22 protein-coding genes are annotated in these 26,108 nt (G+C 70.0%); 8 read left to right on the top strand and 14 right to left on the bottom strand.

Going from position 1 to position 26,108, the window contains the following annotated elements; genetic code table 11:
* Window positions 1-98: 98 nt before the first annotated feature.
* Together FXF51_RS44830 and FXF51_RS44825 are read right to left on the bottom strand one after the other, a co-directional pair.
* Window positions 99-227, bottom strand: coding sequence for a LysR family transcriptional regulator (locus FXF51_RS44830; RefSeq protein WP_148440894.1), 129 nt, complete (start codon window positions 225-227; stop codon window positions 99-101).
* A 286-nt stretch (window positions 228-513) separates the two neighbouring features.
* Window positions 514-831, bottom strand: a complete 318-nt coding sequence (locus FXF51_RS44825) for a hypothetical protein (RefSeq protein ID WP_148440893.1) — start codon at window positions 829-831, stop codon at window positions 514-516.
* A 296-nt stretch (window positions 832-1,127) separates the two neighbouring features.
* Between FXF51_RS44825 and FXF51_RS44820 the strand changes: the two genes are divergently transcribed.
* Window positions 1,128-1,910, top strand: coding sequence for a hypothetical protein (locus FXF51_RS44820; protein ID WP_187414925.1), 783 nt, complete (start codon window positions 1,128-1,130; stop codon window positions 1,908-1,910).
* A 284-nt stretch (window positions 1,911-2,194) separates the two neighbouring features.
* Here FXF51_RS44820 and FXF51_RS44815 read toward each other — a convergent pair whose 3' ends face one another.
* Window positions 2,195-2,551, bottom strand: a complete 357-nt coding sequence (locus tag FXF51_RS44815; RefSeq protein ID WP_148440891.1) for a hypothetical protein — start codon at window positions 2,549-2,551, stop codon at window positions 2,195-2,197.
* A gap of 385 nt (window positions 2,552-2,936) precedes the next feature.
* Between FXF51_RS44815 and FXF51_RS44810 the strand changes: the two genes are divergently transcribed.
* A complete protein-coding gene (locus FXF51_RS44810; RefSeq protein WP_148440890.1) occupies window positions 2,937-3,395 on the top strand; it encodes an RICIN domain-containing protein in 459 nt (152 codons plus the stop codon).
* A gap of 1,044 nt (window positions 3,396-4,439) precedes the next feature.
* Here FXF51_RS44810 and FXF51_RS44805 read toward each other — a convergent pair.
* The 3 genes from FXF51_RS44805 to FXF51_RS44795 all read right to left on the bottom strand — a co-directional run bounded on the left by FXF51_RS44805 (window position 4,440) and on the right by FXF51_RS44795 (window position 9,279).
* Window positions 4,440-4,760, bottom strand: a complete 321-nt coding sequence (locus tag FXF51_RS44805; protein ID WP_148440889.1) for a hypothetical protein — start codon at window positions 4,758-4,760, stop codon at window positions 4,440-4,442.
* A 224-nt stretch (window positions 4,761-4,984) separates the two neighbouring features.
* Entirely contained in the window at window positions 4,985-5,554 is a 570-nt protein-coding gene (locus tag FXF51_RS44800) for a hypothetical protein (protein ID WP_148440888.1), read from the bottom strand.
* Between the two features lie 449 nt (window positions 5,555-6,003).
* The gene (locus FXF51_RS44795; RefSeq protein WP_148440887.1) at window positions 6,004-9,279 is read right to left on the bottom strand and encodes an efflux RND transporter permease subunit; all 3,276 of its coding nucleotides are present in this window, start codon (window positions 9,277-9,279) and stop codon (window positions 6,004-6,006) included.
* Between the two features lie 105 nt (window positions 9,280-9,384).
* On the opposite strand from FXF51_RS44795, the gene FXF51_RS44790 reads away from it, so the two are divergent.
* Window positions 9,385-9,867, top strand: coding sequence for a MarR family winged helix-turn-helix transcriptional regulator (locus FXF51_RS44790; RefSeq protein ID WP_148440886.1), 483 nt, complete (start codon window positions 9,385-9,387; stop codon window positions 9,865-9,867).
* Between the two features lie 90 nt (window positions 9,868-9,957).
* Here FXF51_RS44790 and FXF51_RS44785 read toward each other — a convergent pair whose 3' ends face one another.
* The 3 genes from FXF51_RS44785 to FXF51_RS44775 all read right to left on the bottom strand — a co-directional run bounded on the left by FXF51_RS44785 (window position 9,958) and on the right by FXF51_RS44775 (window position 14,636).
* Window positions 9,958-12,246 carry a HelD family protein gene (locus tag FXF51_RS44785; protein ID WP_148440885.1) on the bottom strand — a complete coding sequence of 763 codons (2,289 nt, stop codon included), beginning with the start codon at window positions 12,244-12,246 and terminating at the stop codon, window positions 9,958-9,960.
* Between the two features lie 123 nt (window positions 12,247-12,369).
* Window positions 12,370-13,767, bottom strand: coding sequence for a lanthionine synthetase LanC family protein (locus tag FXF51_RS44780; RefSeq protein ID WP_148440884.1), 1,398 nt, complete (start codon window positions 13,765-13,767; stop codon window positions 12,370-12,372).
* Window positions 13,768-13,904: 137 nt separating this feature from the next.
* Window positions 13,905-14,636, bottom strand: a complete 732-nt coding sequence (locus FXF51_RS44775; RefSeq protein WP_148440883.1) for a class I SAM-dependent methyltransferase — start codon at window positions 14,634-14,636, stop codon at window positions 13,905-13,907.
* 310 nt (window positions 14,637-14,946) lie between these two features.
* Between FXF51_RS44775 and FXF51_RS44770 the strand changes: the two genes are divergently transcribed.
* A complete protein-coding gene (locus FXF51_RS44770; protein ID WP_148440882.1) occupies window positions 14,947-15,708 on the top strand; it encodes an SDR family NAD(P)-dependent oxidoreductase in 762 nt (253 codons plus the stop codon).
* Window positions 15,709-15,750: 42 nt separating this feature from the next.
* Here FXF51_RS44770 and FXF51_RS44765 read toward each other — a convergent pair whose 3' ends face one another.
* A complete protein-coding gene (locus FXF51_RS44765) occupies window positions 15,751-16,221 on the bottom strand; it encodes a pyridoxamine 5'-phosphate oxidase family protein (RefSeq protein ID WP_148440881.1) in 471 nt (156 codons plus the stop codon).
* A gap of 305 nt (window positions 16,222-16,526) precedes the next feature.
* On the opposite strand from FXF51_RS44765, the gene FXF51_RS44760 reads away from it, so the two are divergent.
* The 4 genes from FXF51_RS44760 to FXF51_RS44745 are packed head-to-tail and all read left to right on the top strand — an operon-like array spanning window position 16,527 to window position 20,896.
* Complete coding sequence (locus FXF51_RS44760) at window positions 16,527-17,735, top strand: PP2C family protein-serine/threonine phosphatase (protein WP_262380252.1); 1,209 nt, start codon at window positions 16,527-16,529, stop codon at window positions 17,733-17,735.
* Window positions 17,736-17,792: 57 nt separating this feature from the next.
* The gene (locus tag FXF51_RS44755; RefSeq protein ID WP_222871746.1) at window positions 17,793-18,698 is read left to right on the top strand and encodes an aldo/keto reductase; all 906 of its coding nucleotides are present in this window, start codon (window positions 17,793-17,795) and stop codon (window positions 18,696-18,698) included.
* A gap of 54 nt (window positions 18,699-18,752) precedes the next feature.
* Entirely contained in the window at window positions 18,753-19,511 is a 759-nt protein-coding gene (locus FXF51_RS44750; protein ID WP_148440880.1) for an alpha/beta fold hydrolase, read from the top strand.
* Window positions 19,505-20,896 carry a hypothetical protein gene (locus tag FXF51_RS44745; protein ID WP_262380251.1) on the top strand — a complete coding sequence of 464 codons (1,392 nt, stop codon included), beginning with the start codon at window positions 19,505-19,507 and terminating at the stop codon, window positions 20,894-20,896. Before FXF51_RS44750 ends, FXF51_RS44745 begins: the two co-directional genes overlap by 7 nt.
* On the opposite strand, the gene FXF51_RS44740 is transcribed toward FXF51_RS44745, so the two are convergent.
* Genes FXF51_RS44740 through FXF51_RS44725 form a run of 4 tightly spaced genes read right to left on the bottom strand, consistent with a single transcriptional unit; the run spans window position 20,888 to window position 26,018 of the window.
* Window positions 20,888-23,023 (bottom strand): hypothetical protein, encoded by a 2,136-nt coding sequence (locus tag FXF51_RS44740; RefSeq protein WP_222871745.1) that lies wholly within the window; start codon window positions 23,021-23,023, stop codon window positions 20,888-20,890. The two genes, FXF51_RS44745 and FXF51_RS44740, sit on opposite strands and share 9 nt — an antisense overlap.
* Complete coding sequence (locus FXF51_RS44735; protein ID WP_148440879.1) at window positions 23,020-24,300, bottom strand: ABC transporter substrate-binding protein; 1,281 nt, start codon at window positions 24,298-24,300, stop codon at window positions 23,020-23,022. Before FXF51_RS44735 ends, FXF51_RS44740 begins: the two co-directional genes overlap by 4 nt.
* Before the next feature lie 28 nt (window positions 24,301-24,328).
* Entirely contained in the window at window positions 24,329-25,153 is an 825-nt protein-coding gene (locus FXF51_RS44730) for a carbohydrate ABC transporter permease (RefSeq protein WP_148440878.1), read from the bottom strand.
* Entirely contained in the window at window positions 25,143-26,018 is an 876-nt protein-coding gene (locus FXF51_RS44725; protein WP_262380250.1) for a carbohydrate ABC transporter permease, read from the bottom strand. Before FXF51_RS44725 ends, FXF51_RS44730 begins: the two co-directional genes overlap by 11 nt.
* Window positions 26,019-26,108 lie beyond the last annotated feature (90 nt).

Genomic DNA, 26,108 nt, shown 5'->3' with positions numbered 1-26,108 from the left:
ACCCAGTTGGTCCCCACCCGTAGTGGCCGCGCGCCTCCGTGGCGTACCACCTCGATCTGCTCGGACGCTCGGCGAAGGCTTCCCAGCGCCGATCTGGCTCATTCGATCGAGATCTCCCCGGCGGTCGTGGGGAGCACACTTCGAGGCCCGCGCACGAACAGCGCCATGCCGATGAGGTCCTCGTGCCGTGCGCTGGTGTCCTGGGCGAGGGACCGGAACGGCCTCATGAGTCCACTAGGCAGCGACCTGTGCCGTTTCTACGCTTCGGTCATGGCGGACATCAGCTACTTCGACGCGTGGAGCATGTGGTTGGATGGCAAGTCGGCGCTAGGGAACGACCTGCTTGGCCTGCCGATCATCTGGTGGGGCCGCTTCGGCAAAGTCCTCACCTTTGTGGCCGGTGCCGCAGTCGTGGTTGACCTGCTAGGGCCAGAAGCATTGTCAGGATACGGGGACCGACTAACTCAGTTTCTAGCCCGCCATCCCTTCTCAGCCCCCCTGCCATCGGTTTTGTTACAGCGATCGTTGTTCTCGCGGTCGCTGAGCCGATTGGGATCCACTGGCTGTTACAAGCGCTGCTCGCGGTGACGATGCAGAAGGCCTGAGCCACGCCAGGCGGCAAAAATTCAGGCCGACCGCGCCGAGCAGCCCGACGACTTCCTTGATCGACATGCCGGTCGGTAAGTCATTCACGAGCGCCTGGTCGCTCCCGGGCTGGGCGGCGATGACGGCGTCCGGCCTGAGCTGCCGCGCGATCGTGGACTTGCCCGCCTCGGACGAGCCAACGAGCAGGCCCACGTTCCCCGGCCGCTCCTCGATCGGCAGCTGCACGCTTCACAAGCTGGCCAGTTTCTCGCTGACAGGCATTCGAATAGACCCCTGAAGCTGGAGCACTCGGGCACTCCGCGCGATAGGGGCCGACGATGTGATCTCAGCACGCACTTAGAAGACCATGCCTCCAATGCCAGTCAGGAGAAACCGCAAGAGAGCGTTTCACGGCCTCGCGAACCCTAGGACTTTCCCTAGGTGATGCCCTGATGCGCAGAGCGTCCACTTCTTAGCATCATACCGAAGCATCGACGACAACAGTTGCCCTTAGCTGGCTACCACTCATAGATGAGGCCAAAGTGTCTATTGAGCTAGGATGGACCGTAGCAGTCCAAGCAGTTACCTGGACCAATCAGGCGGTTGCGGCCATAAAGAACCGCAGACAACAGAGAGCCGCCCATACACTAGCAAACGCGGGCGTATTAGTTGCTGGAGTTCGGACTTTAGACCGGCGAATGCATAAACTATTCCTCAGGTTACGCTATCTCGACCTCGAAGCATGGCCTTTAGAAGCTCGTAATGAATGGATAGAAAGCGTATTAGCGTTGGCGCACGAGGACACCGTGCTCCCACACATGCGAGCGGCGCTACACGGTCTGACCTCGCAACTAACCGAGCTGCCGCAAGAAATAGGATCGAAGATGGGGCGCCTCACCCATATCATTCAACATGGTGCCATCGATCCAGACGACATGGCTGCCGAATATGGAGACAGCTGGACAAATGAGGTGCTGTCCATGTCATTCTTGCCTTACGCGGATGCTAGAATAGCTAACGTTATCCCACAAATTGTCAGCACGTTGAAGGAACCCACTCTTTCCGCCGAGGCGATAGCGGACCTTCGGGACATCGCCTCCTTCGTTCTTGGGTATGGACCCCAACTTTCTTCCGAATCACACTACGAATTCTATGCTGCAGGTGGAACTCGCTATGCACAGGTACCTGCATTCGGAGGCCAGCCTTCTGGCTGGGCGCTCAGATTAGTCGCCGATGAGGCTGAATTTCTACTTGGGCAAATCCTCGCCTACTATCAGAGAAAATACCCTGCCATGCCCGCTCCGGATTGGGTTTGGGCGCAGTGAAGTTTAGTTCGGCTAGCCTCGAAGAGGCTCGTAACAAACAAGTTGGACCAAAGGGCGCGCACCTGCCATTTCTCGTCGGCCAGGCGCTCAAATAGCCGGGTTTGGTCTTCCTCGCAGTCGCAGCCAATGACGATGCCCCACACCTCCAGGCGTACGTCTTCGTCAAGCTCGCCCGGCACGGGCAGTTCCTCCACGCGGTAACCGGCGTCGACTGGATGCCGTCGAGGTGGTCGGCCACGTCGTCGTCGGTGTAACCAGCTGCAGCGAGTAAGTCGGAGTCGGCGTCACGTACGTCGGCGAGGACCTCGGCGAGCATCCGCTCCTCCCAGCTGCCCTTCTCGGTGGTGCGGGTTGTTCGCAGTCAGATACGCCTCGGCGTCTGCATCCGACCGGCTCGACCAGCCGCGCACGATCGGCGGCAGCCACGTCCCGTCGTCGGCGATCAGAACACTTTCAGGCGGGGACTCCCCTGCGGCGGCCATCTCCTTCAGGATCTGGAGGCGGCCGTGGCCGACGACGAGCCGTCCGGTCCGCTCATCCAACTCGCTGGCGACGACGACGCCGAACGCCTCGATCGAGGCGCGGATGGCGGGAAGGTCGTGCTCCTCAGGGTTGCGGACGGTGCGCGGGACCTCGCGCAAGTCGCATGTGCTCGATTCGGCGCATATGCCCCTGTCCCTCCTGCCTTGGGTGGCGTACACCCGGTCCCACGGGTGCAAGCATGTACCGGCGGCGGATGGTTCGCGTTGTGGTCAATGACCTTGCAAAGCCGTGATAGCGCGAATTTGTGATTAAGATAATCTGGTCCTTACAGGTTGCAGAGTCTTCTCCTTCAGCGATCTTCAGGACAGCATGCCGGCTTAATGGCCAAGGCAGACAATCCCCGGGAGAAGGTTCACGATGGTGCGCAAACAGGCAGCGCCGCTGTGGCTCACTCGGTTCCAGACGGTCTAGGGGCTTCCACTCTGCTGCTGGTGCTTGATGTGGCACCACGATCAGATCGGGGATATTCGCATGAAGCCGCACGTGAAGCTCGTCCTGATGACGATCATGGCAGCGCTCTGCCTGAATGCAATGCCGGCTACTGCCTGGGCTGCGACGATAGACGACCCCCTCATATGCTCGCAGTGGTCAGGGCCCACATTCTACAGCGTCGCCCGCCGGGACTTCTCCAAGCCGATCGACGGCGACAGAAAGGTGATCGGCATCGACGAGGGCTTAAAACCGATAGAGCCAGAGCAATTCTGGCCGATCACCATAACGATCCGAACCAGAAGTGGCTGCAGCATAACTGCACCCTCCCCGGCTACGGATATATCTTCTCAGCTCGGGAACGCAAATTCAAACAAATGCCTCGACAAATCCCGGGATGCGCCCAACGGAAACGGAAACGCGGTCTACCAGTACACGTGCGCAACAACACAGCAGGCCGCTTACAACCAATTATGGCAGATTCAAGCCGGTGGCGGCAGTTTCGACAATTGACTGCACCTCAAGAACTTCTCCGGACAAAGATGTCTAGATATACAAAGAACAATATGTAAGCGGTGCAGGATAAGTTCAATGGGACTGCGCTCCGAATGCCTGGGATGAGATCAGTCACACCCAACTGTGGAACATTTCTTAACAAATCGCTTCGCTCTGATCCGCGACGGTTGCCGCCGTTCGGGGCCTCCCAGTCCATGCTCCACGCCCACTTCGCGCGCTTGAGCCGGGGGCCGGCCGAGCCGCTGCCGCCGGAGGGTGAGTTGCACCTGATGGGAGTCGTCCCCCTCGGACATCTTCACCCAGCCGAGCACCGGCCCGTCCACCGTCTCACAGCTGTATCGCTTCGGGCCCCCGAACAGCGCCTGGACCAGGTCAAGGCTGATGGAACCGCGCACCCACCACGGGTCGTCCCACGACCAGGAGTCCTCATGCGCCACCACTGCCAGCGAACCGCCCAGTCATCAACGGACAGGTTGATCACCCCGCGACTCGTAGCCCTCCGGGATGAGGCGGCGCTGCGACCACGAGCCGCGAAGGTGGCAGGACACGGTGTGGTCCGAGCCGGCACCAGAGCGTAGGCCGAGGTAAGTCGTGAAGCCAGGTGCTGCGATGGACGAGCATGCCGCGCTGGCTGCCGTCGCGCTTGAGGTAGTCGGTCGAGTGCCACCACACGATCAGGAGACCTCCGGGCGTGAGGGGGTGAGGGGGTGAGGAGATACGAAAGGCCCTGGAACGGGGAGTATCCAGGGCTCAGCTCATGATCATGAATGTGGGACGTGATCGTCTCGGGGGTACCTGATGCGCCGGCGCTCGACGTATTCCCTCGCTGCTTCCTCATAGACCTTGAAGTTCCGCTCTTGTTCCTCCAAGGCCAGCCGCAGCTCATCCTCCGCTGGCGACCGCACCGTCGGCCTCTCCCCTGACCGATCCGCCGAAACCTTCATAGGCCAGGCGAGTGACCCCACGAGAGACGCAACAAGCCGGGAAGACCCGACATGACAGAGGATCGCAAGTCAGCGACTGATTGTTACCAGGCGCCTCTCAGTGCTCACAGGCGTGCTTCCAGGTTGCATCGGCGTACCGCTTCGCCGCATCTTCAGGCTTGATACCCAACTTGTCCATGTTGTCGCGCGATTGGCCGTTCGTCAGCCCCACCTGTGCCAGCCGGGCGATGGCGTCTGACCCGCCCGACTCACACATGAGTTTCGCCTTCTCATACATGATCTCGTAGCTCTCGCTGGCGATGAACCCCGCCGCCTTCACCTCCTCGATCCACTGAGCCTGCGCGTCGCCGCCCGAGCATCCAGCCAGAGAGACCGCGAGTGTAAGCGCAGAAGCGAAGCCGAGAAGGGAACGGCGCACGGGAGAGTCCTTTCGAGGAGGAGAGTCGACACCACGTCTGCGCGAAGCATGGTGACCAACCCGGGATGCCCGAGTCCCAGCCGCCAGCGTCGCCGGCAAGTCGATCATGCCGCAGCCAGGGAATCGCAAGCGGACGACACAGCGTTACAAATCCGCACGGAGGCACGGCCAGACCGGCCACGCGAACGACGACGCTCCCGACTCTGCACAGATCCCGTAGGCGCTCACGCGATCGTGTCCAACACGTCGATGTAAGAGACGGGGATGCGCCACCGCCAATGCCCCTGCTCGTCAGGGTGGAGGCGACCACATGGGCATCCCCACATCTCGACGCCATCCGTCTCGGTCGGCGGCCAGAACTCAAACTCGATCTCACGAGTCTGCGGTCGTTGCCGACCTTCCGGCCATGGCTCGATGCAGAAACGGCGGATCTGGTTGGCACGCACCACCTGCTCCAGGGCGATCGGGGTATGAGAGATGCCATTCCACGCCCGTGCTACCACCCGGTAGTCACGAGGGACGCTGAAGTCGCCGAACAGGGCGCGATGCGAGCTCTCCCCTTCCAAATAGCCCTCGATCTCAGGAGGCGGCGGCGGCCGCAGTGCGACATGCTCACGATTGCGCTCAATCTGAGCAACCGCTGCAGCTTCAGCCGCCGCTTTCTCAGCGGCTGCAGCTGTGGCCGCGTTGGCTTTGCCGATCTGGACGCCTGCCCGGTTGTACACCAGCGCCCAACCGGACGTAACCATTGCGGCCACGACACCGCCCAGAGTGATCCAGTCGTCGATCCGCACTCCCGCACGCTAACGAAACGATCAGCGCGACTGAGTCGATATCGCGGAATCGTTCGGCTCCGGGAACGGCGGCCCAGGCAGGCCTCGCAGCCGGCGACTCCCCGCCTCTCCTCACACGATCACGCACCCAACTCCCGGCCCAGCTCCCCCAACTCGCCCGCAGCAGCACGCCTGGCCGCGTACTCACGACGCCGGTACTCCTCCAACCTCTCGGCCATCACCCGTGGCAGACACCAGCTCACCGCCTGCCGTCTCCAGCCGAACGAGGCCGAACCGGAAGTACTTCCACACGAGGATCGCCCTTCTCCACCTGAGAGATGGCCGCCATGAACGTCCGCTGGAAGGTCCTCCCGGACACGTCAAGATCTTCTGTCCACGCACCGTCTCCGAAAGGAAAATGCCCGGCGGGATCGGCCGACCCCGCCGGGCACTTCACCACACCAGCTCCGTCAGGCGGGCTGACCGGCCAGGTTCTCCTTCCCGGCCTCATCCGCACGACGCTCGCCACCCTGGCCCCCGCCCGCGTGCCGAGCCCCCCGCTCACTCTTGCGGGTGACCACGACGTACAACGTCGGAACGAGAACGAGGGTCAGCAGGGTCGAGGAGATCAACCCGCCGATCACCACGATGGCCAGCGGCTGCGAGATGAACCCGCCGGACCCGGTCACCCCCAGCGCCATCGGCGTCAGGGCGCAGATGGTCGCCACGGCCGTCATCAGGATGGGCCGCAGCCTGCGCCGGCCGCCCTCGATCACCGCCTCGACGACGCCCATGCCCTGGTCCCGGTACTGGTTGATCAGGTCGATCAGCACGATGGCATTGGTCACCACGATGCCGATCAGCATCAGCATGCCGATCAGCGCGGGCACGCCCAGCGCCGTGTCGGTGGCCACCAGCAGGCCGATGGCGCCGGTGGCGGCGAACGGGATCGACACCAGCAGGATGACCGGCTGGACGAAGCTGCGGAACGTCGCCACCATGATCAGGAAGACGATCGCGATCGCCGCGAGCATCGCCAGACCCAGGTCGGAGAACGCGTCGGCCTGGTCCGCCGAGACGCCGCCGATCTCGTAGGAGGCGCCCGCCGACAGCGCGAGCCCGTCCAGCTTGGTGGTCAGGTCCTGCGTGACCGCGCCCAGGTTGCCGGAGTCCTCGGCCTTGGCCGAGACGGTGGCCGAGCGCTCGCCGTCGATCCTGCTGACCTGCGTCGGCCCGGCAACCTCGCGCACCTCGGCGACCGTCGACAGCTTGACGGCGCCGCCGGCCGTGACCAGCTTGAGGTCCTCGATCGCCTTGATGTCGTCCGGCGCGTCCGCGCCGCGCAGCACCAGGTTGCTGGCGCGGCCGTCCAGGGTGATCTGGCCGAGCGGCGCGCCGCGGAAGGCCTGCGCGACCGCCTGCCCGACCTGAGCCTCCGACAGGCCGCGCTCGGCGGCCTCCTCGCGGTCGACGACGACCTCGACGCGCGGGGCGCTGGTCTCCAGATTGGACGACAGGTCGCGCAGCCCCGCCACCTCGCCCATCGCCGTCTTGACCGCGTCGGTCGCGGTGCGCAGCGACTCGTTGTCCGGCGCCTGCACGATCACCTCGACGCTGTCGGAGGCGAACCCGCCGCCGCCCGCACCGCCGACGGTGACCTCGCCGACCCCGGAAAGGCCCGCGACCTTGTCGCGCAGCGCCTGCTCGACCTTGGCCGTGTCGGCGTCCTCGTTCAGGGTGACCGAGTACGACGCGCGGTCCGCGCCGCCGCCGGTGCCGCCCATCATGGCGTTGCCGCCACCGACGTTCACCTGGTAGGTGTCCACGCCGTCGAGGTCGGCCAGCACGTCCTCGACCTGCTTGGCCGCCTTGTCGGTGGTGGCCAGGTCCGTGCCGACCGGCATGCGCTGCGAGATCGACACCGTGTTCTGCCCGGAGGAGTCCAGGAAGTTGGTCTGCAGCCCGCCGGCCAGGCCCATCGTGCCGATGAACACGGCCACGCCGATCAGGATGGTCACCAGCTTGAAGCGGGTGGCGAAGCGCAGCACCGGCAGGTAGGCCCGCTGCAGCGGCGAGCGCAGTTCCTTGGCCTCGGCCTCCTCACGCTGCTTGCGCGCCTCCTCCGGCGTCAGCTCCGGCGACTTGAGGAACCAGAACGCCAGCACCGGCACCACGGTCAGCGACACCACCAGCGACGCCAGCAGCGCCACCGTCACGGTGATGGCGAAGGGGCTGAACAGCTCGCCCACCATGCCGCCGACCATGGCGATCGGGGCGAACACGGCCACCGTCGTCAGGGTCGAGGCCGTGACGGCGCCGGACACCTCGCGCACGGCGGCGAGGATGGCCTGCAGCTTCGCCTCGCCGTAGGCGAGATGCCGTTTGATGTTCTCCAGGACCACGATCGAGTCGTCCACGACCCGGCCCACGGCGATCGTCAGCGCGCCCAGCGTCAGCATGTTGAGCGAGTAGTCGCCCGCCCACAGCACGATCAGGGCGATCACGACCGACAGGGGGATCGACACCGCCGTCACGAGCGTCGAGCGCACCGACAGCAGGAACACCAGGATGACGAGCACCGCGAAGATGAGGCCCAGCAGGCCCTCGGTGGTCAGGCTCTCGATCGACTGCTCCACGTACGGCGCCTGGTCGAACACCACCGACACCGCCGTGTCCGAGCCGTCGCCCAGCGACTTGGTCAGCTCGGGCAGCTTCTCGGCGACGGCGTGCGAGATCGACACCGCGTTGCCGTCGGGCACCATCGTCACCGACACGCCGAGGCTGGTCCTGCCGTCGGTGCGGGTGATCGTCGTGGCCTCTTCCAGCCCGCGCGTGATCTTCGCGACGTCGCCCAGCTTGACGGGCTTGAGCGGCTTCGGCTGGACGACGGCCTGCTGCTGCGGCACCTGCGTACGTCCCTGCGCCTGAGCCTGGGCCTGGGCGCGCGCGGCGGCGGCCTGCTGCTGGGCCGCGGCCTGAGCGGCGGCCTGCTGCTGGGCGGCCGACGGCTGGGTGGGCGTCAGGTAGAGGTTCTTCAGCTTCTCCACCGAGTCGACCCGCGAGCCGACCTGCACCGACAGCGACTTGTCGTCCGCGGTGAGCGTGCCGGCCGGGATCGGCGTCCCGTTCGCCTTCAGCACCTCGGGGATCTGCGCCGCCGAGACGCCCTTCTCCGCCATCTTCTCGGTGTCGGGCTCGATGGTGACGACCTCGTCACGGGTGCCCGTGACCGCCGCCTCCCGTACGCCCTCGATGCCCTGCAACTCCGGCACCACGATGCGGCGCAGCTTGTCGGCCATGGCCCGCTCGTCGCCGCCGTCGCCCACCGCCAGCACCAGCACCGGGATGTCGTCGGTGTTGCCGGCCACCACCTGCGGATCCACGCCGTCCGGCAACGTCACCCGGCTGATGGCCTGCTGCATCTTGTTCAGCGAGGACTCGATGTCGGTGCCGTACTCGAAGGCGACCTGGATCTGCGCCATGCCCTCCTTCGACGTCGAGGTCATCTGCTCCATCCCGGCGAGCCCCTGGAAGGAGTCCTCGATCGGGGCGGTCACCTGATCCTCTACGATCTCAGGCGACGCACCCGGATACGTCGCGACCACGAACGCGCCCGGGAACGACAACGACGGCAGCAACTGCTGTTTCAACTGCGGGATCGTGAACGCGCCGAACGCGCTGAGCACGACCGCCACCAAAATCACAAGGCTCCGGTTGACCAGGCTCAACCGAGCGAATGCGGTCATAGGGTTCCCCTCCAAGAGTTCGCCCCAGACTAACACTTTGCCTTGCACGAATATTTAGATCACTTGAGCGTTCCTGATAACCTTCTCAGGAAGCGAGAGGTGAGCGTGAGCAACGAACGCGAAGTGCTGATCCGCCGGATCACCGAGACACAGCGGGGCATGGCCCGGCTGTTCGCCCAGCATCAATCCCCCCTGTTCAGCTCCAACCTCACCATGAGACAGCTCAAGGTCGTCATGGTCCTGTCCATGAACGGCTCCGCCTCAGGCCAGGACCTGTCCCACAACCTCGGCGTCGGCCTCGGCACCGTGACCGGGATCGTCGACCGGCTCGTCGCCCAGGGGCTCGTCAGCCGGCACGAGGACCCCCACGACCGCCGCGTCCGCCGCGTCGAGCTCACCCCCGCGGGCGCGGGCCTCATCGAGGAGATCAACAACGCCGGCATCCAGCAGTACCGGCGCATCATGGAGCACCTCGACACCGAGACCCTGCGCACCCTCGACGACGTCTCCAGGAAGATCCGCGACGTCGCCGAGAAGCTCACCCCGGACAAGTCCGCCCCCGGCGGGCTCACCTCCGACAACGGCTGAGCACCACGGCCGGTTCCCGTTCGCGGATCGGGTTTTTCCCGTACGAAATTCGTGCACGACACCGGCCCGGCGCCTTTACATTGTAGATTTCTAAGCCAGGCGGGACAGGACCGGCGGCAGGTCGCCCTCGTAGGCCACCGTCAGGCGGCGCGTGGCCCGCGTCATCGCCACGTACAGGTCCTGGCCGCCCATCGGCGACTGCCCGATGATGCCCGCCGGGTCCACCACCACGACCGCGTCGAACTCCAGCCCCTTGGCCTGCCCCACCGTCAGCACCACCACCGGCGCGTCCAGGTCCCCCCGCGGGAACAGCCGCGCCACCCGCTCGTGCGCCGCGTCCGGCGTCAGCACCGCCACCCGGCCCTGCTCCTCCCCCGCCCCGATCGCGGCCAGCTCGCCCGCCACCAGCTCCGGCAGCCCCTCGGCCGGGACGTGCACCGCGCGCGGCTCAGCCTCGCCCTCGCGCACCGACTCCGGCGGCTCCTGACCCGGCGCGAACGCGCGCAGCACGTCGGCCGCCACCGTCATGATCTCCACCGGCGTGCGGTAGTTGACCAGTAGCCGCTCCTCCCGCCAGCGGCCCGCCAGGAACGGGTCCAGCACCTCGCCCCACGAGCGCGCGCCCGCCGCCGAACCCGTCTGCGCCACGTCGCCCACCACGGTCAGCGACTTGGCCGGCACCCGCCGCATGATCATCCGCCAGGCCATCGGTGACAGCTCCTGCGCCTCGTCCACGATCACGTGCCCGTACGCCCAGCTCCGGTCGGCCGCCGCCCGGTCGGCCGTGGTCAGGCCCAGGCCGTCGTCGGCGTGCCGCTCGGCCAGCACGTCGGCCCGCTCGAAGACGCCCGCCTCGGCCACGCCCGTCGTGATCAGCACCTCGCGGGCGTAGAGCTGCTGCTCGGCCACCTCCTCGCCGGCCTGCCTGGCGGCCACCCGCCGCGCCGAGTCGTCCTCACCCAGCAGCTCGGCCGCCTCGTCCAGCAGCGGCACGTCCCCGACTGTCCACGCGGCGCCGGGCTCGCGCACCAGGGCCTGCCAGTCCAGGCCGGGCGGGGCCGCCTCGCGCAGTGCCCCCGGATCGGAGAGCAGGTCCCCGATCAGGGACTGCGGGGTCAGCTCCGGCCACAGCCCGTCCACCGCGCGCCGCACCGCCGGCTCGCCCCACAGCCGCCGCGAGGCCAGCTCGATGTCCAGCTCGTCCAGGTCGCCCTCCAGGTCGAGCGGCTCGCTCAGCTCCGGCTCGCCCTCGATCACCAGCTCCTCGATGTGCAGCGACTCCTCCAGCGCCCGCGCCTCGGCCCTGGCCAGCTCCTTGAGCAGCTCGGTGACGTACAGCTTGCGCGCCATGTTGTGCGGCAGCCGCACCGCGCGCGCCCGCTCGCGCAGCCGCGCGCACGTCTCGTGGGCAACCCGCAGCCGCAGCCCGTCCAGCTCCACGACCAGTTCCCCGTCCGGCGCCCGCCGGCGCAGCTCCAGCCCGGCCGCCACCAGCCCGGCCATCCGCGGGTCGCCCTTGACCACCGCCGTGCGCGGCGCGTCGGCCGCCGACGCGCGCACGCCGGGGAACATCTCGCCCACCGTGGTCATCACCACCTGCGTCTCCCCCAGCGCCGGCAGCACCTGGCCGATGTAGCGCAGGAACATCGGGTTCGGGCCGACCACCAGCACACCGCGCCGCTCCAGCGTGTCGCGGTGGGTGTAGAGCAGGTACGCCGCGCGGTGCAGCGCCGCCACCGTCTTGCCGGTGCCAGGCCCGCCCTGCACCACCAGCGCCCCCTGCAGCGAGGCGCGGATCACCCGGTCCTGCTCGGTCTGGATGGTGGCCACCACGTCGCCCATCCGGCCCGTGCGGCCCCGCCGCAACGCCGCCAGCAGCGCAGCCTCGCCCACCAGCGTGCGCCGATCGCCCTCGCTCATGCCCTCCAGGTCGAACACCTCGTCGTCGATGCCGACCACCACGCGGTCCTTCAGGTGCAGGTGCCGCCGCCGCACCAGCCCGCCCGGGTTCGTGGCGGTGGCCACGTAGAACGGCCGCGCCGCCGGCGCCCGCCAGTCGATCAGGACCGACTCGTGCGACTCGTCGCGCAGGCCGATCCTGCCGATGTACGTGCTACGCCCCGAGCCGTCGTCGATGCGGCCGAAGCACAGACCCCGCTCGACCGCGTTGAGCTGCGCCAGCCGCCGCGCCTGCTCAGAAGCCAGCACCTCGCGCTCGACCCGCGCCTGCCGGGTGGCGCTGACGGCGCTGCTCGCGTACACCTCGCGCAGCGTGCGCTGCGCCTTCTCCCTGGCCAGGTCGAGCCGCTCGTAGAGCCGGGACACGGTGCGCTGTTCGGTGTCAAGGGCTTGCGCGAGACCATCTTGACGATTAGTCATTCGGTGGTATACTCCTAACAGGAGGTCTGTGACAGCTCTTATTGGAGAATGGCAATATTCGAGCTTAGACCCGCAGGCCGCCGCCACGCAAACCCCTCTCGCGCCTTTTCGCGTCCGCCCAGGTCAGGCCGGACGAGCCGGTAGCGGAAACGCCGGGAACGGGTTGTCCGGCAGCAGGATCATCCGCCGCCGCTCCGGGGCGCGCCGCAGCGCCGCCTCCAGATGCAGCAACGCCGCGCCGATCCCCGCCGCGCCCGCCATGTAACCGGTGTCGGCGCTCACCTCGCCGGGCCGCGACCGGCGATACGCCTGATACCAGCGCAGACCGCCGTCGCCCGCCGCGCGCGAGCGCGCCGCCAGGTGCTCCCCCAGCCGCACGGCGAAGTCCAGGTACGCCGGCCGCCCCGTCGCCGCCCACAACCCGGCGAACAACTCCACCAGCCCGGCCACCCCACAGCACTGGCAGGCCGTGTCCCACAGACCCGGCACCCGGCGGGCCGGCACGCCGCTGGCCACGATGCCGGCCGCCAGCCGCTCGGCCCAGTCCAGGTCCGCCGGATCGCCCGCCACCCGGTACAGCTCGCAGAACATCCGCGCCACCCCGGCCGCGCCCGAGCAGAACCCCAGATAGAACAGCCCCCTGCCCTGCGGCAGGTGGTGCGGCACCGCGACGTGACCGCCGGTCACCACGCTCACCGCGCGCACGAAGGCCGCGCCCCTGCGGGCCGCCTCCAGGAAGCACCGCTCGCCCGTCGCCCCGTACAGGCGGGCCAGCACGAACGCCGTCCCCGACGTGCCCGCCACGAAACCCGGCGTGACAGCGTCGCGCGGCAGGCCGGGGCAGTCGCCGAAGCGGTGGCCGGGGACCGCCAGCCGGGCCGCCCGCTGTGCCGCCTCGGCCGCCAGGTCCTCCAGGTGCGGCAGGCCGAGCATGGCGGCGCCGTGCAGCAGCGCCAGCACCACGCCGCCGTCGCCGCGCAACGCCGGATCCCCCGTCCAGCCCGGCTCCTGACGACCGCGCTCCTGACGGCCCCGCCCCTGCTGGCCCGGCTCCCGCTGGCCCGGCTCCCGCTGGCCCGGGTCCATGGGACGGGCCGCGCGCGCCACCCGTTCCAGCGCGGCGGCGGCGACCTCCTCGGCCGTGCCGTCGCCCAGGATCCAGCCCGCCTCGCACAGCGCGACCGCGATGCCGCTCAGCCCGTGATGGAAGCCCACCCCGGCGATCCCGCGCCACGCCGAGGCCAGGTAACGCACCCCCGCCCGCGCGTCCTCCAGGTAGCCGTCGTCGCCGGTCGCCGCCGCCAGCTCAAGGAAGAACAGCACGATGCCGGCCGCGCCCGCGTACAGGGAGGCGGGCGCGGGAGCCAGCGCCGACCTGCCGCCCGGGTCGGGGTTGGCCAGCCAGTGCCGCCCCGCGCCGTCGCCTGCCGTGGCGCTCCTGATCCAGCGCGCCGCCCCGATCGCGGCGGCCAGCGGGGCGTCCGCCCGCTCGCCCGGGGAGCGGGCCCGATCCACGCTCATCGCACACCCGGCGCCTTTCAGAACCGTTGCCGGAGAACGACCTCCCATTCTTCCCGACCCCGGCCCGCCCGCCAAGCCGGGCGACCGGCCCACGCAGAAGCCGACCGGCCCGCGCGCACAGCGGACCGGCAGGGGTGTCAGGCCGCCGTCTCCCGCCGGAACAGCGCCGACAGCAGGAACGGCTCGCCGAAGAGCGCGCCACCGGGCGGCTGCCCCGTCATCGGCCGCACCTCCACCTCCGCGTAGTCCGAGAACAGCCACCGCAGCTCCTCGGCCGTGTAAGCCAGCCCGCCGTGCAGCTCACCGTCGCGATACAGCTCCTCGTCGCTCTGCTCCGACCCCATGCCACCCGCCGCGAAGCAGGTCACGGCCAGATGCCCGCCCGGCGCCAGCACCCGCTCCAGCAACGCCCGGTAGCTCACCCGGCGGTGCGGCGGCAGGTGGTGCAGGCAGCCGGAGTCGTACACCAGGTCGTACGGCCCCGCCAGCTCCTCCGAGGTGAACGCGTCACCGCACACGAAACGCACCTTCGCCCCCGCTTCGGCGGCGCGTTCCTCGCCCCAGGTCACCGCGGCGGGCGACAGGTCCACGGCGTCCACCTCGAACCCGTGGGAGGCCAGGTGGATGGCGTTCCTGCCCGGCCCGCACCCCAGGTCCAGCGCTCGCCCCGGGCTGAGCAGCCCCCGGTCCAGGTAGGAGGCCAGGCTCTCGTCCGGGCCCGGCACGAAGAAGGGGACGGGCTTGGACCGGTCGGCGTAGAAGCCGTCCCACCAGGTGGAGGCGTTGCCGGTCCACCGGTCGGCGCCTGAGGCGAACATCCGGTCCATCAGGGCCAGGACGTCGTCGATCGTACGGATGGTGCGGTTCACTCGGGATCTCCAGACCGGGACGGCCGCCCCGCGCGGCCTGACCCTGCCGATCCTACGGCCATGAAGCCCTGTCGTCCCTGGTCAGAGCGGCTTTCCGGGGTGTCGCAGCAGGCTCCGTGACGGGTGCGCGGACCCTCCCCCGCACAGGAGGACCGGCCACGGCCGCTTGCCCGCCGTCCTGCCGATCACGGCCCGGCAGGGGCGTTCCAGCGCCCCTGGGGCGGGGCGTGGAAGCGGGGGCGGCTGTGGTCTTGGCCACAACCGGCCCCACGGGGATCGGGCGGGTGGCGGGGTGCTAGCTTCATCGACCATGTCCGACTATCTGCGGGAGCTGTTCTCCCTTCACGGCCGTCGCGCGCTGGTGACCGGCGGCAGCTCCGGCATCGGGTACGTGCTGGCCGAGGCGATCGGCCGCGCCGGGGCCGAGGTCGTGGTGGTGGCCCGCAGGGAGGCCGAGCTGGACAAGGCCGTCGCCCGGTTGCGCGAGCACGGCGTGACCGCCTCGTGGATCAGCGCTGACCTGGCCGAGCGCGCGGACGTGCGGCGGGTGTGCGAGAGCGCCGGCAGCATCGACATCCTGGTCAACGACGCGGGCAACAACATCCGCAAGCCCATGGCCGAGCTGACCGACGACGACTTCGAGCGCACCATGGCCGTGAACTTCACCGCCCCGTACCTGCTCGGACAGCACTTCGGGCCGCGGATGGCGGCGCGCGGGTGGGGCCGCATCATCAACGTCGGCTCGCAGCAGTCGATCAGCGCGTTCGGCGACAGCGGCGCCTACGGCGCGGCCAAGGCCGGGCTGGCCGGGCTGACCCGCTCGCAGGCCGAGGCGTGGTCGCCGGCCGGGGTGTGCGTGAACACGATCATCCCCGGGTTCGTGCTGACGCCGCTCACCGAGCCCGCCCAGGCCATCCCCGGCCGGGTCGAGGCGCTGGCCGCCCGGCACATGGTGGGCCGCAACGGGCTGCCGGAGGACTTCGCGGGCGCCGCGGTGTTCCTGGCGGGCGACGCGTGCGCGTTCGTCACCGGCCAGATGCTGTTCGTGGACGGTGGTTTCGCCGTCCACTAGGCGACCCGTCAGCCGAGCGGCCCCGCGCCTTTACATTGTAGATCACTTACGCCGGATCTCACGCTCGCCCTCCCCCTCGCGCCAGGCGGCGATCACCAGCTCGTCGCCCTGCACCCTGGTCCACGCCACCTCGCTCACCTCGATCCTGAACAGGTGGGAGTCGGCGTCCGGCAGCCCGTACGCCGCCCGCACCGCCGCGTCGGTGACCTCCACCGCGCGCCCGGACAGCTTCAGGTCGCCCTCCCAGGCGGAGGGGTCGGACTGGTCGGGGTCGCGTGAGGTGACGTGCAGGGCCATGCGCGGATCGCGCAGCAGGTCGGCGGCCTTGACGGCGCGGGGCATCGAGCCCGTCCACAGGTCGCCGTCCTTGAAGCTCGTCTCGACGCCGCTCACCCTCGGCGAGCCGTCCTTGCGCAAGGTGGCCATCACCTTGTGGGTGTAGGTGTCCATCAGCCGCCGGGCCGCCTTGGACAGCTCGGGCGCCTGACTTTCGAATTCCTGCCATGAAGCCATGCCCCTCATCATGCCGGGCCGCCCCGACAGAAAGGGCGCGAGCACCTGCCGCCGCCCTCGCCCGTGGCCCCGCGCAGGACAGGCCTGCCACCAGCGCGGCGGCCCTCGGCGTCCTGGGCGAGCAGGTGCGGGGGTCCCCGCGCGGGCCCGGCCGTGCGGGCGGACGCGGCGGGCACGCGGTCGGGGCGGGTTTCCGGGGCGGGGTGCTCACGCGGGTGCCCGGATGATGCGGCCGGGACGCGTCAAGATCCGTCGCGGGATGGGTAGGAGGGCGGTGACGGACGTGACGTGCGAGGGGTGAGGACGTGCGGAGTGACGGTGAGCGCGCCCTGGGCGGCCTGCTGCAGGTCATGCACCTGTCCGGGATGGAGCAGCTGACGGCCCACGCCGCCGAGCACGCCCGGATCGCGGGGTTCCCGCACGCCGTGCTCTACGTGACCGACCTGCAGCAGCAACTCCTGGTACCGCTGCCCGGCCAGTGCGACGCCGCCGGGGAGCCGCTCGGCCCCGTCCGCATCGACGGCACCATGCCGGGCCGGGCCTTCCGCTCGGTGGAGATCGTGCGCGCCCGCCCGCAGGAGGACGGGCAGGCGCCGGTGCTGTGGGTGCCGCTGCTGGACGGCACGGAACGAGTCGGCGTGATCGGTTTCACCTCGCCCCACGAGGGGGATCTGGTCGAGACGCGGGCCAAGAGCCTGGCGTCGTTGCTGGCGCTGATGGTGATCAGCAAGCGGCCGCACAGCGACTCCTTCCACCGGCTGGTACGCACCCGCCCGCTGACCCTGTCGGCCGAGGTGCTGTGGAACCTGCTGCCGCCGGGCACATTCGCCAACGACGACGTGGTGGTCAGCGCCGCGCTGGAGCCCGCCTACGAGATGGGCGGCGACGCCTTCGACTACGCGCTCGACGGCGCCACCCTGAGCCTGTCCATCTTCGACGCCATGGGCCACGACACCTCCGCCGGGCTGACCGCGTCCATCGCGATGGCCGCCGCCCGCAACAGCCGCCTGCTCGGCGTCGATCTGGCCGCGGCCGGGGAGGCGATCGACGAGGCGATCAGGGGCGAGTTCACCGGCCGCTTCGCCACGGGCGTCCTGGCCCGGCTCGACCTCGACTCGGGGTCGCTGACCTGGGTGAACCGGGGTCACCATCCGCCGCTGGTACTGCGCGACGGTCATCTGGTGGCGACGCTGGAGAGCATCCCCGACCCGCCGATGGGTTTCGGCCTGGACGCCTCCACCGGCACGCTGCACTACCAGCTGGAGCCGGGCGACCGGCTGCTGTTCTACACCGACGGCATCATCGAGGCGCAGAGCCCGGACGGGGAGCTGTTCGGGCTGGAGCGGTTCATCGACTTCGTGGTGCGGCGGGAGGCCGACGGGATGTCGGCGCCGGAGACGCTGCGGCGCCTCATCCAGGCCATCCTCGCCCACCAGCGGGGCCGGTTGCAGGACGACGCGACGGTGATGACGGTGGAGTGGCAGACGCGGCGCCGCCTCCAGCTCATCCTCTGACCCGGACACATGGGATGATCGTCCGGAAACCGTACGATCACGAGAGAGGCGGACACGGTGCCAGAGCAGCAGGCGCGCCGCGTGCCCGGGACGGACACTCCGCTGGAGGCGATCACCCTCGGCACGTCGGGGCTGGGCCGCGACCCAGGCGGCGAAGAACTGGCGCGGGCGCTGGTGTCCGGCCGTTTCCGGCAGCTCGACACCTCCAACGAGTACGCGGGCGGGCGCAGCGAGACGCTGATCGGCGGCGTACTCGGCGGGGCTGAGGGGGTGACGGTCTTCTCCAAGGCCGACAGGGACCCGGAGACCGGGGTGTTCGACGGTGACCGGGTGAAGCGCTCGTTCGAGGAGACGCTCTCCCGTCTCGGCGTCGCCACGCTGCCGATCTACCACCTGCACGACCCGTTCACGATCACGGTCCAGGAGGCGACGGCGCCGGGCGGCGCGGTGTCCGCCCTGGTGTCGCTGCGCGAGCAGGGCCTGGTCGGCGCCATCGGCATCGCCGCCGCGGGCGGGACGCTGGTGGAGGACTACATTCGCACCGACGCGTTCGACGCGGTGCTCACCCACAACCGCTACACGCTGGTGGACCGCGGCGCCGAGGACATCCTGCGGCTGGCGGGCGAGCGCGGGATGACGGTGTTCAACGCCGCGCCGTTCGGCGGCGGCATCCTGTCCGGCTCGTCCCGGCACGCCTCCCGGTACGGCTACCGCCCGATCTCGCCGGAGTTCGGCCGGCACGTGGAGCGGGTGCGGGAGCTGTGCGACCGGCACGGGGTCGCGCTCCCCGCGGCGGCGCTGCACTTCTCGCTGCGCGAGCCGCGGGTGCACTCCACGGTGGTCGGGATCACCTCGGTGGAGCGGCTCGAGGGGCTGGACGCGCTGGTGGACGCGGTGATCCCGGACGGGTTCTGGGCGGAGCTGGAGTCGCTGGGCGCGCCGCCGCCGTCGCCGGTGGACTGACCGATCACGGTTCGGGTAGGAGAGCGTCTTTCCTCCTGGTCAGGAAGGAGAGGCGTGCCGCTCGAATCGCTGGTGGGCACCGCCCTGGGCATGAAGGTGGCGGTGTGGCGGGAACGCGGGCCCGCGCGGCCCGCGGTGGTGTGCCTGCACGGCGCCGGGGTGTCGAGCAGGGAGTTGCTGCCGTTCGTACGGGCGATGGGGGTCACGCACGACGCCTGGAGCATCGACCTGCCCGGGTTCGGCCGCAGCGAGAAGCCGCGCGAGCCGCTCACGCTGGGCGCGCTCGCCGACGCGGTCGCCGGCTGGCTGGCGGCCTGCGGGCTGGAGCGGCCGTGCCTGCTCGGCGGGTCGTTCGGCTGCCAGGTGGCGGTCGACCTGGCGGCCAGGCATCCGGGCGCGGCGGGCGCGCTGGTGCTGGTGGGGCCGACCGTGGACGCGCGGGCCAGGTCGGCGGCGCGGCTGGTCGGCCAGTGGCTGCGCAACTCGGTGCGGGAGAGCCCGCGCATGATGCCGCTGAACGTCGCCGACTACCTCGACGCCGGGCCGCGCCGGGTGCTGGCCAGCTTCGGCACCTCGATGCGCGACCGGATCGAGGACAAGCTGCCGCACGTGGCCGTGCCCGCCCTGGTGGTGCGGGGCGGCCAGGACCGGATGGTGAGCCAGGCGTGGGCCGAGGAGGTGACCCGGCTGCTGCCGCGGGGACGGCTGGTGGTCATGGACGGGCTGCCGCACATGGTGCCGTACAAGGATCCTGAGGGGCTGGCGCGCGAGGTGCGGGCGTTCCTGGAGACGGCAGGGGAGGCCTCGTGGTGAAGCCGCAGAAGGCGGTGGCCTCGTTCGACTCGGCCACCGGGATGTTGCGGGCGCTGTCGCGGTTCCTGCGCGACAGGGACGTGCCGATGCTGGGGCAGGCGCCGGCGGCGCTGGAGCCGGTGGCCGCCGCCGTGGCGGGCGCGGCGTCGCGGCTGCCGCGGGCGGCCAAGGAGAAGGCGTACGCGGTGAGCGGCTGGGCCGAGGCGGTGCCGCTGCGCCGCGTACCGGACATCCGTTCGGAGGAGCTGGCCCGCTGGGCAGGCGGCCACTACCCGCGCGGGCCGCACCCGGTGGCGTTCATCGGCTCGTCCAACGGCGCGCTGGTGCACCTGGCGGCGGCGTTGCGGGCGCCGTGGCTGCCGCAGACGCTGCTGCTGCCGGTACGCCGGCACGGCGTCGGCCCCGACGATCCGCGCGGCGACCTGAACGCCACCCGCCAGGCCGGGCAGGCGCTGCTGGACGCCAACCCGGACCTGGTGCTGCACCACATGCACGACGCCAACCAGGACCGGCTGATGATCGCGGGCATGACGTACTTCCGGGTCAAGTGGCGCAGGCTGCCGCAGGCCTACCGGCGTTTCCTGGAGGAGTCGCTGCCGGCGGGCGCGACGCTGGTGGTGTCGGAGTGCGGGCTGCGCTGGCCGGTCACGCGAGTGGGGCCGCGGTACGTGTTCCAGCACGGCGCGCTGGGCGGCGCCACCCGCGAGGAGTACGAGCACGGCGGGCCGCGCGTCGCCGCGTACCTGCGCCGGTACGGGGCGGGGCGGCAGCGGTGGGACTACCCGCCGGCCGACGGCGACAGCCCGGAGGCGGAGTGGGGGTTCGAGCCGGAGCTGCTCGCCGACCTGGAGGAGCTGGCGGCGCGCAACGGCTGGCGGCTGGCCAGGATGCGGTACGGCGAGCCCGAGGAGCTGAGCCCGGTCGTGGCCGACCTGTACCGCGAGTGGTACAGGCGGCGTGACCTGCCCGCCGACCGGCTGCTCGTCGAGTGTTTCCTGCTGCTGGAGCCGTGGTGGGCGCTGCGCAGCGGGTCGGTGCCGTACTGGATGGTGTTCAACGCCGAGCAGTCGCACGAGCGGGCGATGGCCTACCTCGACGGCGCGGACCCGTTCGACGAGATCAGGCTCATGCTGTTCTCGCACGGGGTGGAGTCGGTGGGGCTGGCCGGGATCGAGGACTGGCGGCGGCTGCTCGGGCGGGCGCGCAAGGTCGGCGTGTTCACCGGGGTGGACACGCGGAACTACCCGCGCGACTTCGCCGGGCTGATCCGGGCGCACCGGGAGCTGTCCAGGATCAGGACGACGTACCCGATGCCGCTGCCGCTGGAGTGGGAGGCGGCCGGGGAGTTCCTCGGCAAGCGGCAGGAGATCGACTGGTCAGGGTGAGGCCACCAGCCCTTCGTGACGGACGTGCCAGGTGTCCGGGAAGCCGGGGGTGCGCGGGCCAGCGTCCCAGCCTCTGGCCATGAGCGCGACGGCGGCCAGCAGGCCGCCGTTGCCGGGCAGGTAGACGGGCAGCGCGGCGGTCTGCGGGTTGTGGCCGTTGGGCAGCCAGGTGTTCTTGGCGGTGGGCATGAGCAGCGCCTCGACGGCGGTGTCCGGGTCGCCGAGGCGGGTGGCGGTCATCGCGATGGCCGGGTAGTCCCAGCCCCAGGTGCTGTCCCAGTCCCAGCGGGCCAGCACGTCGCGCAGCGTGGCGCGCATGGTGGCGGGGTCGATGAGGCGGGTCGGGGGGACGAAGCCGAGGGCGTACAGCATGGAGGGGTGGTCGTCGCGCACCGTGTACGGCGGCGCGTCCATCGCCGCGTACACGCCGTCGCGCACCAGCGGCCTGGCCATCCCGGCGGCCACCCGTGCCCAGTGCGGCTCGGGGGCCAGCCCGAGCAGCCGCCGCCACCGCTGTGCCACGTCCAGCGCCCATGACCAGTAGGCCAGCTCGAACGTCGGGTTCCGGGCGCGGGCGCGCGCCATGGCGTACGACTCCTGGGCGGGCACCAGCGGCGGCCCCAGCGAGAACCCACCCTCACCCACGCCGCCCTCGATGGCGAACGCCGCCATGAACGCGGCCGTCTCCAGCACGAGCCCGGCGTAGCGGTCGAGCGCGTGGCGGGTGCCGGCCGCGCGGCGGACCAGCTCGGCCAGGAAGATGGGGTGCGGCTGCTGCCACACCAGGAACGGCCCGATCGGGCTGGGGCTCTCCCGCCCGCCGGGGCCCGTCTGCTTGGGCCAGCGCACCCCGGGCAAGCCCTGGGCGCGGGCGGTCGCGCGGGCCGCGGGCAGGATGGCGGCGTACCAGGCCAGGCTGCGTTCCAGCAGCTCGGGGCGGCCCCACAGCGGGAAGTGGGCGGCGTGCCACCAGTGCATCTCCAGGTGGAAGCGGCCCCGCCAGCTGTTGGTCATCAGGCCGGTCTCGGCGGGCGGCAGGGAGCCGGAGCAGTGGATGGCCGTCAGGTAGCGCGACAGCACGATCCGCCGCTCCAGCTCCCCCGCGCGCTCGTCCTGGCCCGCGGACAGGTCGATCGCGCCGCCGGTGCTCCACCACCAGGCCCAGTGCGCCGCCGCCGACTCCAGCACCTCGGTGCAGCCGGGCACGCGGCCGGATATTCGACCAGGTGTGCGGCCGGGTGTGCGGCCGGTGGCGGGCTGGTCGAAGGTGAAGGTCAGCTCGGCGGCGGGGCCAGTGAAGGTGATGAGGAACTCGTGCGGGCCCGCCCGCGTCACCTCGCCGCCCGCCGCGCGCACCGCCACCTGGTACGTGGTCGCGTCCAGGGTGCGTTCGACGGTGAATCCGCCCTCGCGGGCGCGCAGCTCGGAGGTGTGCGCGTCCGGCTGTGACCAGTCGGCCGCGTCGCCCCACGCCTGCGACCCGTACGGGAACGCCAGCCGCACCGCCACCTCGGCCAGGCCGGGCGACTCCAGCCGCACGGCGATCGTGTCCAGCGCGGGGTGGCAGGCGGTGACGACGTGGAACGGCACGCCGCGCAGCCGGTAGCGGCTGGTCAGTGTGCCGGTCCACAGGTCGAGCCGCTGCCTGGCGTCGCTGACGTCCTCAGGGGTGAGGGGCCGGCCGGGCGCGGTCAGCCCGATGCGGCCCAGGTCGAGCCGGTGCGGGTTGGCGCGCAGCCACGACTCGGCCCGCGAGGCGGGCCGCTCGCCGCCGGAGCCGCTCAGCTCCCCTGCCATGTCCACGTACGGAACGGGGCCGCGCGGCGTCCGGTACGTGCGGGTCGCCGACTCCAGCGAGTACGTGCCGGGGCCGGTGCCGGGGACACTGTGCCAGCCCCACGACGCCATGGTGGCCAGCAGCGTGCCCTCGCCCGCCGCGTAGTGGCCGGGGAAGGTCTGCAGGCCGGTGACGTCGGCGGTGAAGCACAGCTCGCCGTTGCCCACCGACAGGGGCGAGCCGGGCACGATCCCGGTCACCTCGACGGCGTGCCGCCCGGCCAGCGCCCTGCGGTCGATGGGACGGCCGGTGAGGCGACCGGCAGGCGCGCCGGACGGGTGACCGGTCACTGCTTGATCGCCGTGGTGACCTGCTGGACGAAGTCTGCCGCCGCCTCGGCCGGCTGCTGACGGCCGAACAGCACCTCGGCGTTGACCCGGTCCAGGATCTTCGGCGTGTCGGTGGAGCCGGCCGGGCCGATCACCAGCGGCGGCCCGGCCTTGGGGGTGAGCGCGTCGATGAAGGCGGCCTGCGCCTTCTCCGGCTCGCCGAGCACGCCCTGGATGGCGGCGCGGACGTCGGAGTTGGCCGGGATGCCGCGGTCGGCGAGGATGATCTTCCCGGCTTCGGGGCTGTTGACGAGGAAGTCCACGAGCTTGGCCGCCTCCTGCGGGTGCTTGCTCCTGGCGTTGATGCTGTAGATCTGCGACGCCTGCAGCCACATGCCGGGCTGCGGGCTCTCGCCGGGCACCCGCATGAGCCGCAGCGGCTGCCCGGCGGCCTTGCTGAGCGCGGTGAGCTGGTTGCTCCAGTCGAACTGCATGGCGGCCTGGCCGCGGCCCATCAGCGACTGCTCGGGCGCGGGCTGGGTGATCAGCTCGGCCGTCTGGGAGGCGGGCGGGGTGGCGCCCGCCTTCATCAACTCGAGCGTCATCGCCCACCAGGCGGTCAGCGTCGCCTCGGCGATGCCGACCTTGCCGTCGGCGGTGTAGAGGGCCTGGCCGCGCTGGCGGGAGTAGGCGTCGAGCATGTCGGTCCTGGTCGGGTCGGCCAGCGCGAACGTGCCGTCCGGCAGTTTCCCTGCCAGTTGCCTGGCGGTGCGGGTGAAGTCGTCCCAGGTCCAGGTGTCCTCGTCGGGCAGGGGCACTCCGGCCTGGTCGAAGACGGCCTCGTTGACGACCACGGCGATGGCGTTGACGCCGGTCGGCACGCCGTACTGGACGCCGCCGAACTTGCCGTTGTCCAGCGCCGCCGCGCCGATCTTGCCGGTGTCGAGCCCGGTCTTGGCGAGGTCGAGCAGGGCGCCGCGGTCGCCGTACTCGCGGGGGTAGGCGCCGCCGAGCGTGATGACGTCGGGGGCGCGCCCGCCGGCGACCTCGGTGGCCAGGCGGTCGAAGTAGGAGTTGAAGTCGGTGTAGCTGCCCTTGACCTTGATGCCGGGGTTCTGCTTCTGGAAGGCGTCGATGACGCGCTGGGTGGCGGCGGCCCTGTCGTTGTTGCCCCACCAGCCGAAACGCAGCTCGACCGTCCCGTCCCCGCCGCCGCCGGACGAGCCGCCGCCGCAGGCGGTGGCCGCGAGCAGGACGCCGGTCAGGCAGAGCGCCGCCAGACCCTTGGATCGTGGCATGGCCGTTCTCCTTCGCGATCAGAACGTGTCAGCGGAAGCCGGTCGTGGAGATGCCCTGGGTCAGGTAGCGCTGACCGGCCAGGAAGAAGCCGAAGATCGGCGCCAGGCCCACGATGGACATGGCGAAGAGCTGGCCCCAGGCGGTCTCGCCCTGGCCGTCCATGAACGAGCGCAGCGCCACCGGCATGGTCCACAGCTCGGGGTCGGTCAGGAAGATGAGCTGGCTGAAGAAGTCGTTCCAGGTCCAGATGAAGGTGAACAGCGCCGAGGTGACCAGCGCCGGCACCGACAGCGGCATGATGATCCGCCAGTAGATCCGGATGTGCCCGCAGCCGTCGATGCGGGCGGCCTCGTCCAGCTCGCGGGGCAGGCCGCGGATGAACTGCACCATCAGGAAGATGAAGAACGCGTCGTGCGCCAGGAACTTGGGCACGACCAGCGGCAGGTTCGTGTTGATCCAGTCGAGCTGGGAGAACAGCACGTACTGGGGGACGATGAGCACGTGGATGGGCAGCATCAGCGTCGCCAGCATCAGGGCGAAGAACAGGTTCCTGCCCGGGAAGTCGAGCCGCGCGAACGCGTACGCGGCCAGCGAGCACGACAGCAGGTTGCCCGCGACGGCCAGCACGGCGATGACGGCCGAGTTCCACAGATAGTAGTGGAAGGGGTGCTCCAGCGCCGTCCAGCCGTCGGTGTAGTTGCCGAGGTCCAGCTCCGTGGGCCAGATCGACGGGTCGCGGAAGATCGTGTCGGTGGGCTTGACCGAGCTGGACACCATCCACAGCAGCGGGTAGAGCATCACCAGGCCGAACGCGAGCAGCAGCAGGTGCCGGGGCCATCGGCTAGCTCCCATAGAACACCCACCGCCTGGCGAACAGGAAGTTCACCCCGGTCAGCACGGCGATGACCGCGAGCAGCACCCACGCCATGGCCGAGGCGTAGCCCATGTCGAAGGAGCCGAAGCCGCGTTCGTACAGGTAGAGCGTGTAGAGCAGGGTCGAGTCCGACGGGCCGCCGCGCCCGCCGCTGATCACGAACGCCTGGGTGAAGCTCTGGAAGGCGCCGATGAGCTGCAGGACGAGGTTGAAGAAGATGATCGGGGTGAGCATGGGCAGCGTGATGTGCGTGAACCGCGACACCGGCCCGGCGCCGTCCACCTGGGCGGCCTCGTAGTAGGAGACGGGGATCTGGCGCAGCCCGGCCAGGAAGATGACCATGGGCGCGCCGAACGTCCACGCGTTGAGCAGCACCAGCGTGCCGAGCGCGAAGTCGGGGTGGGCCACCCAGCTCACCCCTTCGACGCCGAACAGCGCGAGAAGCTGGTTGACCAGGCCGTCCTTGCCGAAGATCTGCCGCCACAGGATGGCGATGGAGACGCTGCCGGCCAGGAGCGAGGGCAGGTAGTAGACCGACCGGTAGAAGCTCAGGCCGCGCACGCCGCGGTCGAGCAGCAGGGCCAGCGCCAGCGCCAGCGCGAGCTGGACGGGCACCGACACGAACACGTAGACGGACGTGACCAGCAGCGAGTCGTGCAGCCGCGGGTCGTCCAGCATCTGGCGGTAGTTGTCGAGCCCGAGCCATTCCGGCGGCCTGAGCAGGGTGTAGTCGGTGAACGACAGGTAGAGCGAGCCAAGGATGGGGCCGATGGTGAACAGGGCCATGCCGAGGAACCACGGGGTGAGGAACAGGTAGCCGATCCGGTCCGGACGTTTGCTCATCTGGCACCCTTCGGAGTAACCAGTTTCTAACATCGCCCCCTTCGGGTGTCAACGCCCGGTTGGCGAGGCTCTGAGCTGGGTGAACGTAGC

Source organism: Nonomuraea sp. PA05, assembly GCF_008086045.1.
Lineage (GTDB): Bacteria > Actinomycetota > Actinomycetes > Streptosporangiales > Streptosporangiaceae > Nonomuraea > Nonomuraea monospora.
Note: the sequence above shows the minus strand (reverse complement) of the source record. Positions and strands in the feature narration are given on the sequence as shown.